The sequence below is a fragment of the Serratia sp. JUb9 genome, from assembly GCF_014298095.1.
GTDB classification, from domain to species: Bacteria; Pseudomonadota; Gammaproteobacteria; order Enterobacterales; family Enterobacteriaceae; genus Serratia_B; species Serratia_B rhizosphaerae.
This window is the reverse complement of record NZ_CP060416.1, coordinates 3789318-3801479: the sequence shown is the minus strand read 5'-3', so window position 1 is coordinate 3801479 and position 12162 is coordinate 3789318. Positions and strand designations below refer to the sequence as shown.

The window sequence follows — 12162 nt, the reverse complement described above, 5'->3', positions numbered from 1 at the left end:
AAGGGTTCGGCAGTGCCGAACCCTTTTTTTGCCGCAGCGCGGATTACGCCAGTTTCTGCTGTGCCCAATTCAGGCCGCTTTGGTACTCGACGGGCAGCAGCGGTTCCAGCTGCTGCAACGCCTGCCGCAACGTACCGGCGTTGGGATCGTTGAGGTTCAGGTGCCCGACTTTGCGGCCGGCGCGCACCTCTTTGTCATACCAGTGCAGATGCACCAGCGGCAGTCCCAGCCAGGCGCTGTCCACGTCGGTGCCGATCAGGTTCACCATCACCGACGGAGTATTGACCACCGGCGTCGGTAGCGGCAGGCCGAGAATGGCGCGCAGATGCAGCTCGAACTGGCTGATGGAGGCGCCGTTTTGCGTCCAGTGGCCGCTGTTGTGCACCCGTGGCGCCAGCTCGTTGATCAGCAGCCGATCGCCGACGATAAAGCACTCCATCGCCATCACGCCGACATAGTCCAGGGCGTTGAGGATCGCTGACAGCATCTGTTCCGCCTGCTGCTGCAGCGCCGGGTTCGGCGTCGGCAGCGCCACGCTGGTGCGCAGAATGCCCTCTTCGTGCAGATTATGGGTCAACGGATAAAACACGCATTGGCCATCGTGCCCGCGTGCGCCCACCAATGACACTTCGCCGGAGAAATTGATGCCCTGCTCGACGATGCACTCGCCATAAGCGTCGGCCGGCAGTTCGGCTTCCTGGCCGGGGCGCAGGCGCCACTGGCCGCGGCCATCGTAGCCGCCGACACGGCGTTTGACGATCGCCAGTTCACCCAGTTTGGCGAACACCTGCGGCCATTCGGCCGCGTCAGCCAGCAGTTGCCACGGTGCGGTCGCCAGATTCAGCTGGTCAAGCAGTTGCTTTTGCGTCAGGCGGTCGGCCAGACGCGGGAAGATATCACGGTTGACGAAGCTGCCGTGGGTCGCCAGTTCGCGCGTCAGCGCGGTTTCCGGCCAACGTTCGATCTCGGCGGTAATCACGCTGTTTTGATACGGCACCGCTTCCGGTTCGGCATCCAGACCAACCGGATAGACGGCGATCCCCAGCGGTTCGCCGGCCTGGCGCAGCATGCGGCCCAACTGGCCATTGCCCAGTACGCAAACCGGCTTCATGCTTCCTCCCGCGGATCCGGATTGCCCAGCACCTCGTCGGTCTGCGCCTGACGCCAGTCGGCCAGCCGCTGCGCCAGGGCGCCATCGTGGCGCGCCAGGATCTGCGCCGCTAGCAGCGCGGCATTGGCCGCGCCTGCCTTGCCAATCGCCAGCGTGCCCACCGGAATGCCGCGCGGCATCTGGACGATGGAATACAGGCTGTCCACGCCGCTCAGCGCCGCGCTCTGCACCGGCACACCCAGCACCGGCACCAGCGTTTTCGCCGCCAGCATACCCGGCAGGTGCGCCGCGCCGCCGGCGCCGGCGATGATCACATCGAAACCGTTAGCGTCGGCCTGTTCGGCGAAGCTGAACAGTTTATCCGGCGTGCGGTGAGCGGAGACGACTTCAACATGGAACGGGACATCAAGCGTGGTCAGGACGTCGGCCGCAAATTGCATGGTGGCCCAGTCACTTTTCGATCCCATTACAATTGCGATTTTAGCGCCATCGGTGGTGGCTGAAGCGGCGTTGGCTCCCATGGGTGTAAGGCTCCTGTCATTGTACAAGCGTTGGCCAATTGCCTGAGGCGGCAAGCCATTTGAGGGCGTAGAGCATACCACGGGTGCACAGCAAGGAAAACGGTTGCGTGGCCGGTTTTCACCGTGAAAAGCGCGAATTTTTCCACTCGCGCCTGAAGTCAGGAAGTTAGCGCTGTATCAGAACGGGAAGGCGATCAGCTCGACGTCGTCACGGCTGACTTTGATCATTGAGCCTTCCTGGTGCCAGGCGCCCAATACCGCGCGATGCGCCGCTGCGCCGTGCAGCGAAAGTTCGTGGATGGCGGGACGATGCGTATGGCCGTGGATCATCCAGCGCACGTTGTGGCGCGCCATCGTCTGCTCAACCGCCTGCGGATTCACGTCCATAATATCCAGCGTTTTGTGCTGATTGCTTTGCTGGCTGCGGGCGCGCATACCGGCGGCGATTTTCAGACGCCAGCGCAGCGGTAGCGCCAGAAACAGTTTCTGAATCAGCGGATTATGTACGCGGCGGCGGAAGTGCTGGTAGTCACGATCGTCGGTGCACAGCGTGTCGCCGTGCAGGATCAGGATGCGGCGGCCGTACAGTTCCAGCACCTGCTCTTCCGGCAGCAGGGTCATGCCGCTGGCGCGGGCGAAGCGTTTGCCCAGCAGGAAGTCGCGGTTGCCGTGGATGAAATAGCAGGGGACGCCGGCCTGCTGCAGCGCCTTCAGCGCGGCGGCGATCTCGGCGTGCAGCGGTTCAGGATCGTCGTCGCCGATCCAGGCTTCAAACAGGTCGCCAAGGATATATAACGCGTCCGCGTGAACGGCGTCGCGCTGCAAAAAATGCAGAAAACCGGCAGTAATTGCCGGTTCCTGTGCGCATAAATGCAGATCTGCGATAAACAGCGTGTGCATGCCGTCGCAATTACTCGCTGACGGTAACGCTGGTGACGACCACGTCTTCGACCGGTACGTCCTGGTGCATGCCGCTGCGGCCGGTTTTCACGCCTTTGATCTTGTCGACCACGTCCATGCCTTCGACTACTTCAGCAAATACGCAGTAGCCCCAGCCCTGCGCGTTTTCGCCGCGGAAGTTCAGGAAGTCGTTATCAACCACGTTGATGAAGAACTGTGCGGTGGCGGAGTGCGGATCGTTGGTGCGTGCCATTGCCAGCGTGCCGCGGGTGTTCTGCAGGCCGTTGTTGGCTTCGTTTTTGATTGGCGCCTGGGTGCTTTTCTGGTTCATGCCAGGTTCAAAACCACCGCCTTGAATCATAAAGCCATTGATAACACGGTGGAAAATGGTGTTGTCGTAGAAACCTGCGCGGCAGTAGTTCAGGAAGTTTTCAACGGTGACCGGTGCTTTGTCGGCAAAGGTCTTGATGACGATGTCGCCGTGATTGGTGTGGAAAGTAACCATAGTTTTAATCCTAACAAGGTGAAGTGAGATGTTACAGCGGACTGTAAACAATCAGACCGACCTTATAACATATCTCTATTAGCGAGTCAGCAGCGGGCTTGGCTTGCGCTGTCTGCCCGTTGATTTTTGTTATAAGATAACAGCGGAAGGCGGCGCGCGGCGCCGGGTTTTCTGCCGAGGATGTCAGCATTCCTTGGCCTTAACCTTGCATTACTGCGGTCTTCGGGGTTCAATACGCGGATCCCTGTTATTAATATTGTTACAACGCACACCACGGAATGTCCCGATGCTAAAGATTTTTAATACCCTGAGTCGTCAAAAAGAGGAATTCAAACCAATTCATGCCGGAAAGGTCGGTATGTATGTGTGCGGGGTAACCATTTACGATCTGTGTCATATCGGCCACGGCCGCACCTTTGTCGCCTTTGACGTAGTGGCGCGCTACCTGCGCTACCTCGGTTACGATCTGAACTACGTACGCAACGTGACCGACGTGGACGACAAAATCATCCGCCGGGCGGCGGAAAACGGCGAAACCTGCGATCAACTGACCGGCCGCATGCTGGCGGAGATGCACGCCGATTTTGACGCGCTGCTGATTGAACGTCCGGATCAGGAGCCGCGCGCCACGCAGCATATCGCCGAGATTATCGAGATTACCCAGCGCCTGCTGGATCGCGATCACGCCTACGTGGCCAGCAACGGCGACGTGATGTTCTCTATCGACAGCGATGCGGATTACGGCCTGCTGTCGCGTCAGGATCTGGAACAGCTGCAGGCCGGCGCGCGGGTAGAGGTTGACGACGTTAAACGCAACCCGATGGACTTCGTGCTGTGGAAAATGTCCAAGCCGGGCGAACCGAGCTGGGAATCACCGTGGGGCGCAGGCCGTCCGGGCTGGCACATCGAGTGCTCGGCAATGAACTGCAAACAGCTTGGCACCCATTTTGATATTCACGGCGGCGGTTCGGATCTGATGTTCCCGCACCATGAAAACGAAATCGCCCAGTCCAGCTGCGCTCACGACGGCCCGTACGTCAACTACTGGATGCACTCCGGCATGGTGATGATCGACCGCGAGAAAATGTCCAAGTCGCTGAACAACTTCTTCACCATTCGCGACGTGTTGGGGTATTACGATGCGGAAACCGTGCGTTACTTCCTGATGTCCGGCCACTACCGCAGCCAGCTGAACTACAGCGAAGAGAACCTGAAACAGGCGCGCGCTTCGCTGGAGCGTCTGTATACCGCGCTGCGCGGCACCGACCCGGCGGCACAGCCTGCCGGCGGCGAAGCCTTTGAGGCACGTTTCCGCGAGGCGATGGACGATGACTTCAATACGCCGGAAGCCTATTCGGCGCTGTTCGATCTGGCGCGCGAAGTCAACCGCCTGAAAAGCGAAGATATGGCGGCGGCCAACGCCATGGCGGCCGAGCTGCGCAAACTGGCGAAAGTGCTGGGCCTGCTGCAGCAGGAGCCGGAAGCGTTCCTGCAGAGCGGCGCGCAGGCCGATGACGGTGAAGTGGCAGAGATTGAAGCGCTGATTAAGCAGCGTAACGACGCGCGTAAATCGAAAGATTGGGCGCTGGCGGACTCAGCCCGCGATCGGCTGAACGAAATGGGTATCGTGCTGGAAGACGGCCCGCAGGGCACCACCTGGCGCCGTAAGTAAGCGCTATAAAGCGGTTCTCAGGCCGGGCGAGTGTTTCACTCCCCGGCTTTTTTTATGCCGACTCCCGGCTGACCAACTGGCCGGACAGCGTGATGCGCTGGGTCTGTAACGCCGGCTCCTTCAGCTGGCGCAGCATCAGCGCGGCGGCCTGACGGCCGGTTTCTTCGCTGGCGGAGGAGACGTAGGTAAACGACGGCGAGGTCAGGTTGACGTGCAGCATATCTTCAAAGCCAATCAGCGCCACCTGCTGCGTCAGAAACACATCCTTGCCGATGGTGCGGCCTACCTGATGAATACCGTTGATACAGCCGATCATGGCGTCCGGCGAGTGGCAGAGCAGGGCGGTGGTGGTATTGTTTTGCTCGAGCAAACGACGGGTGGCCTGGCTGGCGGCGCGGGTATCGTCGCTGCAGGCGGGGGCGGACTCTTCTTTGCAGGCGATGCCGTGCTGGGCAAGCATGCCATGAAATCCCAGTAGCCGCTGCTGGCGAATCAGTGAATCCTGTCGGCCGCCAATATAGCCGATGCTGCGGTGCCCGCGTTCGATCAGATAGCGGGTGGCCAACCCCGCGGCCTGGCGGTTATCGCGCATCACCAGGTTACACTCCTCCTCCAGCAGCGATTGCGAAACCGCCACCAGCGGCAGCGGACACTGGCGGATAAGCGCGGGCAGCTGCGGGCGGGCGGCATCGGACGCCAGATAAATCACTCCGGCCACTCCCTGCTGCTTGAAAGAGAGCAGACAGCGTTCCAGGTGCGCCTGTTCATCCTGCGGCTGGCCGAGAAACACCATATAGCCCTGGGCTTCCAGTTCCTGCACGATGCTGGCCATCACCTTGATGGAGAAGCTGTCGCTGAAATCCCGCAGGATCAGGCCAATCAGGTTTGAGGTGCTGGCGCGCAAATTGGCTGCCGCCACGTTGTGCACGTAGCCCAACTGGCGGATAGCGGCCTGCACCCTGGCGATGGTGGCGTCGGAGATTTTGCCCTTCTGGCGCAGAACCAGCGACACCGTCGAGACGGAAACTCCCGCCTGTTTTGCCACGTCGATAATGCTGACTTTCTTCAAACCTGCTCCCGGAAAAATCCGCCGTAATCAGCGAGATAAAACAACGTCTCCGAACGATGACGGAGACGTTCACAGCCTACCATCTTCCGCTTATTTGCCAATCATCGTCGACATGGTTTGGGCAATAAATTGCGCCCGCGCGCCAAAAATCACCTGGATACCGCTATCGCCGACGAACACCACGCCGCGCGCCCCGAGGCCGTTCAGGCCGTCTTTATCCACCGCTTTGCTGTCCGCCACCTCAAGACGCAGGCGGGTGATGCAGGAACCGACGGAGTCAATATTCTGTGCGCCGCCCAGCAGGCCGATGATTTCCGTTGCCAGCTCGGTGTCGGTCTTGTCATCCGCATTGGCGGTTACGTTGGTGCGGCCCGGCGTTTTGACGTCGAAGCGGCGGATGACAAAGCGGAAGGTGAAGTAGTAGATCAGCGCCATCGGAATACCGACGATAACGGCGCTGAGGAAGTGGGTCTGATATCCGTTGAACGAAGGCAGAATGCCGAATGACAGGTAGTCGATAAAGCCGGCCGAGAACGACTTGGCGATATGCGCATGCAGCAGATACATGGTCATATACGCCAGGCCGGCCATGATGGCGTTAAAGACGTACAAAATCGGCGCCACGAAGATAAAGGTGAACTCCACCGGCTCGGTGATGCCGGTCAAAAAGCAGGTCAGCGCGGCGGAAAACAGAATGCCGGCGGCGATTTTTTTGTTGGCCGTCTGGGCTTCATGATACATCGCCAGGCAGGCAGCCGGCAGGGCGAACAGCATCAGCGGGAATTCGCCCTGCATAAATTTACCGGCGTCCTGATAGCTGTCGCTGCTGAAGGATTTCACACCTTCTTCCAACATTTTGAACCAGATGGTCTGATCGCCGTGGATCACCTGACCGGCGGCGGTGGTGTAGTCGCCAAACGAATACCAAAAGGAGGGATACCAGATATGGTGCAGGCCAAGCGGGATCAGCGCTCGCTCCACCAGCCCGAAGATAAAGGTGGAGGCCGCCTGATTATCGCCGTTGACCACCACCGAGAGCGCATCAATGCCCGACTGAATATGCTGCCAGACGTAGGGCAGCAGCAGGCCCATGATGAACGACAAAAAAGCGGTGGCGATGGCCACAAAGCGTTTGCCGGAGAAGAAGCCGAGAAATTCCGGCAGTTGCATAGCGTGGAAGCGGTTATAGCACCAGGCGGCGAGAATGCCGCAGATCAGGCCGCCGAATACGCCCATCTGCAGGGTGGGAATGCCGACCACCAACGCATATTTTCCGCCCTGGGCGGCCATCTCCGGCGTGATGCCGAGTAGCGTACCGATGGTGATATTGGTAACGAACACCGACACGGCGGCGGACAGTGCGGCAATGCCTGATTCTGACGCCAGCCCCACCGCCGAGCCGATGGCGAACAGCATCGGCAGGTTATCGAAAATCACCCCGCCGGCGTTCATCATCAGCGGCAGATGGAATTTGTCGCCGAATGCCAGCAGCAGGCCGGCGGCCGGCAACAGTGAGATCGGCAGCATCAGCGCGCGGCCAATCATGGACAGTTTGGATAACGATTTAACAAACCCTGAGAACAGACTCATGCTGTTTTCCCCCGATGTGAGACCCTGGATGCGCTGAAAATGGCGCTGTTATTGTAAGTAGAACGTTCTAGTAGAACGTTCTACTCATCGTCTGGCAACTCGGTAGGGCGTGCAACTTAATTTTTACATTCAGCCAGAGGAAAAAGTAATTCTTTGACGATGATCGAGAAATAGACGGCAGGAGGCTGCATACGAGGGGGACGAAAAGGGGAACCTGAGAAAGCCGGGTTGCGCGTGTGCAACCCGGTTTTTTAATCGCGGCGATTAAGCCTGAACGGTGACCGTCCGGCCGGCAAAGCTGACCTGCTGTCCGGCAACGATTTTGCAGCGTTTGCGGGTTTCCTGCTGGCCATCAACCTTGACCAGACCATCGGCAATGACTTCTTTCGCCGTGCCGCCGCTTTCGCACCAGCCCTGAAACTTCAGCAAATCGCAGAGTTCGACGTGCGGGTGGTTATCCAGATTAAAAATTTCCATACTGCCTTACTTATTTAGGTTGAACGTCATGATATTCCTCGCAGGCCTGCAAGGTGTTTTGAATCAGCGTGGCGACGGTCATCGGGCCGACGCCGCCGGGAACCGGCGTAATATAGGCGGCGCGTTCGCTGGCGGCTTCGAAGTCGACGTCGCCGACCACTTTGCCGCTTTCCAGACGGTTGATGCCGACATCAATCACGATGGCGCCCGGTTTGATCCAGTCGCCCGGGATAAAGCCCGGTTTACCGACGGCCACCACCAGCAGGTCGGCATTTTCCACGTGATGGCGCAGGTTTTTGGTAAAACGGTGCGTCACGGTGGTGGTGCAGCCGGCCAGCAGCAGTTCCATGCTCATCGGGCGTCCGACGATGTTGGATGCGCCGACCACTACCGCGTTCAGGCCGTAGGTATCGATATTATAGCGCTCCAGCAGGGTGACGATGCCGCGCGGGGTGCACGGGCGCAGCTTCGGCGCGCGCTGGCACAGGCGGCCGACGTTGTACGGGTGGAAGCCGTCGACGTCTTTGTCCGGATGGATGCGTTCCAGCACCTTGACGTTATCAATGCCGGCAGGCAGCGGCAGCTGCACCAGAATACCGTCGATTTCCGCGTCGGCGTTCAGCTGGTCGATCAGCTTGAGCAGCTCTGCTTCGCTGGTGGAGGCCGGCAGATCGTAAGAGCGGGAAACAAAGCCGACTTCTTCGCAGGCACGGCGCTTACTGGCGACATAAATCTGTGAGGCCGGGTTTTCGCCCACCAGCACAACCGCCAGACCCGGCGCGCGTTTTCCTGCGGCCAGACGTTGTTTAACTTGCTCAGCCACTTCGCTTCTAACCTGCTGCGCAATCGTTTTACCATCAATAATCTTTGCTGCCATCGGTGTGGAAATCCATCATTTAAGAAAAAGCGGGGGATGGCGCTATTTTGTCAGAAGCTGAGCGCGCTGTCAGGCGCTGAATCGTGTTAATGTCGCGATAACGGTGAAGGAAAAAAGGGACGAGGCCATGCAATATGCACGTTTTCATATCAGTAAAACACCTGATTAGCGCTCAGAGATCATGATGTTAGCGCACGACGGTGGTGGAAAAAGCAGCATAAAACGTCCTGGCGGCGGCGACACAATGAAAAGGCATTGACTCACTCTCTTCGGGCCGTATAATCCAAGCCGCAACCCCGGGTTGCCGCATCTCTTCAATGCGCCCTTAGCTCAGCTGGATAGAGCAACGGCCTTCTAAGCCGTAGGTCGTAGGTTCGAGTCCTACAGGGCGTGCCATTTCAGATTTGGGCTTTTTTCTGCAACAAAACGGTCATCTTTCCTTCATTCCGTTTATGCTTGATTGATCTTAATATGGATGAATCAAGGGCGTTATTATTTTATAAAAATATTTCCCCGTCCCAGTAACGATAATTGCATTCCCCTGCCGCATGTCATAAATGTGATTTAGCCCCTATCAACGCGTATATATGACTAGCCGCGCGCCTGATTAATATGACAGAATGGAACAGCTACACAGTGTAGAAACTATGGAATAGTATATATAAAAGCAAGGTGGGTTATTAATGAGAAATGTTTTATTCTTTGATTCGATGCTTACTCCAAAAATTATCACCATGGTTTATTGGTTAACGCTATTAGGCGTGATAATCAGCGGTATTGGCGTCATGGCGTACAGCGGGGTGTTTAGTGGCCTGCTTGGCATCCTGATTGGCGGCGTATTTGTCCGCGTCGCATTCGAGATGATTATTATTGCCTTTAAGAATAACGAATATCTGCGAAAGATTGCGGAGAAATAGTAACTAGATTAACTAGTGAAGATGCCGGGTATTCCCGGCATTGATTCAAAGGTCATGCGATCCGTTTCAGAGTACAGGTTATTACTATTTTGTAGAAGTGCTGGTGGCCAGTTTGTGAGCATTTGTTCTGATAAAAAATGGATCGTCTTTTTATGGGTAAGGAACAAATGGCATTGACAACCAGTAGGATGAATGAGTCTGTCGTATATTTTAGTCGTATGACAATCGGTAGTTGATAAAAGTGAGCGCCGATTCTTTGTGAGTTAAGGTACGCATAGGTCTTGCTTTTCAGGTTGACGCTGACAAAAATTTTGGAGAGTGTCGATGGGCGTTTTTTTACTAGGGGTCGGGCAATTTTGAGATTTATGAAATAAGAGTTCGTATAAAAAAGGAGGGCGCTATTGCGATGGACTTAAGAGTTGGGCTATAAAACAGGAAAAACACCAAAAAACAGAAAGGTCAGTGCACCTCAATGTATACATTGTTCCTAATGTTGCGAACGTTAAAAATAGATGTTTTTTGTGGGCTAAGAGGTAAAAAGAAAAAATTAATAGTGATTTTTGAAGTTAATTTTTAAGTGCTTAAATATGAATATTAAAACTGCATAAACAAAAAATGGCGTGAAGAAAATGTAGAACTCATCGGTTGTTTATGGGCAAGCATGGCGAGACATCTTAGTGATATATGCTTGCTCCTATCAGTTTTTATTAAACCACCGTTGCATGGCAGAGCTTAGGACACATCCTGATCCTCGTCATACTCTTTGGGTTTGCTGTTTACGATATATTTGACGATACAGGTAAGAATTACGCTGTTTGCCAGCCAGGCAATAATGGCAAACTTGCCAAGCGCATCAGTAAGCCACAGTATCGGGCTCATGATGATAAGAAAACGATGAAGAATCGCATTTATCCGCAGTCCATTGATCTCAACCAAAAATTCTACACGACACCAGAAGGTCATAACTTCTGACGATATATATAGGCCACATTGCCGCCATGGCGACAGTGAGGAGGCAATAATACTCCGAATGGCATCGTGATGCACGGGAGAGGAGATGTACAGGGGGCTACACGGTATAGGGTATTTGGGTTATCACACGCGGCGTCCGATCCGTTTCTCACAATTCAGGAACCATTATGTATTTAGTGATATTCCGCTTTGCGGGTCGGGGCCGTGCAGCCCAAGCATCTGTGTACTGACTTCAAACAGCGCTTTGATGCTACCGGCGGATCTCGCCAGCATGTCATTAATGATTGAGAGCGCGTACGGGCTAAGCGCTATCCACCTGTTGCCGGAGGCGGGTAGCGTAATGCCTCAAGCCGCTCTTCCAGACCGCGGACGGTATGGCTGAGGGCTGATTGATATACGCCCAGCCTGGCAGCGGCGCGGGTGAAGCTGCGTTCCTGTGCTACCATCAGGAAGGCGATTAAATCGTTAACGTTTTCTCCTAACATCTCTGCGGTCAGCGTTGGATCATTCCGGGGTAGCGATCATTGTAGTGCTCCGGTGCTGAGGGTGCAGTCTATTAATGAATATTACTCATATCTCCTTGCGCATTTACCCACTTTTTCAGCTAAAAGAATCCCGTTACCGTTAAAGCACCGCAAATATTTGCACGATTAAGGGGACGTTATGAAATTTCTTGCTGCTTCAACCATGATGCTGTCCATGCTCGCACCGGCGGTTTCTGTTGCCGCGGAGGATAAGGTCAAAGTACAGCGCAGCGGTGCTCAGCCCTCTCAGGCTGGCCCGACGAACTATTTTACCGGCCAGGTGCGCATCGACGCGCCTTTCCAGGGCAGCGATGATGCCCGCGTTGGCGGCGCTACCGTAACCTTTGAGCCGGGGGCGCGCACCGCCTGGCATACGCATCCGCTGGGTCAAACGTTAATCGTGACGCAAGGGCGTGGCTGGGTGCAGGAGTGGGGCGGTAAGGTGCAGGAAATGAATCAGGGAGATATCGTATGGATCCCGCAGGGCGTAAAACACTGGCATGGCGCTACGGCTGATACCGCCATGACGCATATTGCCATTGCCGAATCGCTCGACGGCAGTCCGGTGACGTGGCTGGAACAGGTCAGCGATGAGCAGTATCGCCAACGGTAGCCAGAGGGAGGCGGGGCGGCTGTGATGTCTATTATTTCCATCCAGCGTTACATCTACCTGAGCAAACTTACCCAAGGATGACAAATCTATACACTCAAGTTGATAGTGTTAACCCACCCGATGATGTTGTGTGTTATTCCTTTCCTGTAGTGTATTACCCATCCCCATTGAGTTTATCCCGCCTTGTGCGGGATTTTTTTGTTTGTGGTGTGGGCCTGTTTCGCCGGAATCAGGGCGTCAGCGTGAAAGCCGTCATATTGATGGCAGGCCTCCATGGCGTCGGGGAACGTATTGCAGGCGATTATTTGCCCGATAAAATAATGGGAATGGATGCTTCTGTTTATTTGCAAGATATTATCTCGCACTATTTTTGTGGTTATATGTTTATTCCGCAATACAGTAGGTTGCGCTATG

11 protein-coding genes, 1 tRNA gene and 1 pseudogene are annotated in these 12162 nt (G+C 55.8%); 4 read left to right on the top strand and 9 right to left on the bottom strand.

What is annotated here, in order from left to right:
• Positions 1-43: 43 nt before the first annotated feature.
• The 4 genes from purK to ppiB form a co-directional block, all read right to left on the bottom strand.
• A complete protein-coding gene (gene purK, locus HF675_RS17960) occupies positions 44-1111 on the bottom strand; it encodes a 5-(carboxyamino)imidazole ribonucleotide synthase (RefSeq protein WP_111737609.1) in 1068 nt (355 codons plus the stop codon).
• On the bottom strand, positions 1108-1632 hold the full coding sequence (gene purE, locus HF675_RS17955; RefSeq protein WP_187043529.1) for a 5-(carboxyamino)imidazole ribonucleotide mutase: 525 nt from the start codon (positions 1630-1632) through the stop codon (positions 1108-1110). The genes purK and purE overlap by 4 nt, the downstream gene beginning before the upstream one ends.
• Before the next feature lie 177 nt (positions 1633-1809).
• Complete coding sequence (locus HF675_RS17950; protein WP_111737608.1) at positions 1810-2532, bottom strand: UDP-2,3-diacylglucosamine diphosphatase; 723 nt, start codon at positions 2530-2532, stop codon at positions 1810-1812.
• Between the two features lie 10 nt (positions 2533-2542).
• Positions 2543-3037, bottom strand: a complete 495-nt coding sequence (gene ppiB / locus HF675_RS17945; RefSeq protein ID WP_105230084.1) for a peptidylprolyl isomerase B — start codon at positions 3035-3037, stop codon at positions 2543-2545.
• Positions 3038-3323: 286 nt separating this feature from the next.
• Here ppiB and cysS point away from each other — a divergent pair, with 286 nt between their 5' ends.
• Positions 3324-4709 (top strand): cysteine--tRNA ligase, encoded by a 1386-nt coding sequence (gene cysS / locus HF675_RS17940; protein WP_111737607.1) that lies wholly within the window; start codon positions 3324-3326, stop codon positions 4707-4709.
• 52 nt (positions 4710-4761) lie between these two features.
• On the opposite strand, the gene malI is transcribed toward cysS, so the two are convergent.
• The 4 genes from malI to folD form a co-directional block, all read right to left on the bottom strand.
• Positions 4762-5778 (bottom strand): Mal regulon transcriptional regulator MalI, encoded by a 1017-nt coding sequence (gene malI / locus HF675_RS17935; protein WP_187043528.1) that lies wholly within the window; start codon positions 5776-5778, stop codon positions 4762-4764.
• Positions 5779-5868: 90 nt separating this feature from the next.
• On the bottom strand, positions 5869-7368 hold the full coding sequence (locus HF675_RS17930; RefSeq protein WP_105230087.1) for a PTS transporter subunit EIIC: 1500 nt from the start codon (positions 7366-7368) through the stop codon (positions 5869-5871).
• Between the two features lie 264 nt (positions 7369-7632).
• Positions 7633-7845, bottom strand: coding sequence for a ribosome-associated protein YbcJ (gene ybcJ, locus HF675_RS17925; protein WP_187043527.1), 213 nt, complete (start codon positions 7843-7845; stop codon positions 7633-7635).
• Positions 7846-7855: 10 nt separating this feature from the next.
• Positions 7856-8722 carry a bifunctional methylenetetrahydrofolate dehydrogenase/methenyltetrahydrofolate cyclohydrolase FolD gene (gene folD / locus HF675_RS17920; protein WP_105230089.1) on the bottom strand — a complete coding sequence of 289 codons (867 nt, stop codon included), beginning with the start codon at positions 8720-8722 and terminating at the stop codon, positions 7856-7858.
• A 319-nt stretch (positions 8723-9041) separates the two neighbouring features.
• On the opposite strand from folD, the gene HF675_RS17915 reads away from it, so the two are divergent.
• Positions 9042-9118 (top strand) — tRNA-Arg (locus HF675_RS17915).
• Positions 9119-9405: 287 nt separating this feature from the next.
• A complete protein-coding gene (locus HF675_RS17910) occupies positions 9406-9639 on the top strand; it encodes a DUF4282 domain-containing protein (protein ID WP_187043526.1) in 234 nt (77 codons plus the stop codon).
• A 1316-nt stretch (positions 9640-10955) separates the two neighbouring features.
• Here HF675_RS17910 and HF675_RS17905 read toward each other — a convergent pair.
• Positions 10956-11096: pseudogene (locus HF675_RS17905) on the bottom strand (LysR family transcriptional regulator); the annotation flags it as partial.
• Positions 11097-11310: 214 nt separating this feature from the next.
• Here HF675_RS17905 and HF675_RS17900 point away from each other — a divergent pair.
• Positions 11311-11748 carry a cupin domain-containing protein gene (locus HF675_RS17900; RefSeq protein ID WP_187044769.1) on the top strand — a complete coding sequence of 146 codons (438 nt, stop codon included), beginning with the start codon at positions 11311-11313 and terminating at the stop codon, positions 11746-11748.
• Positions 11749-12162: the final 414 nt, after the last annotated feature.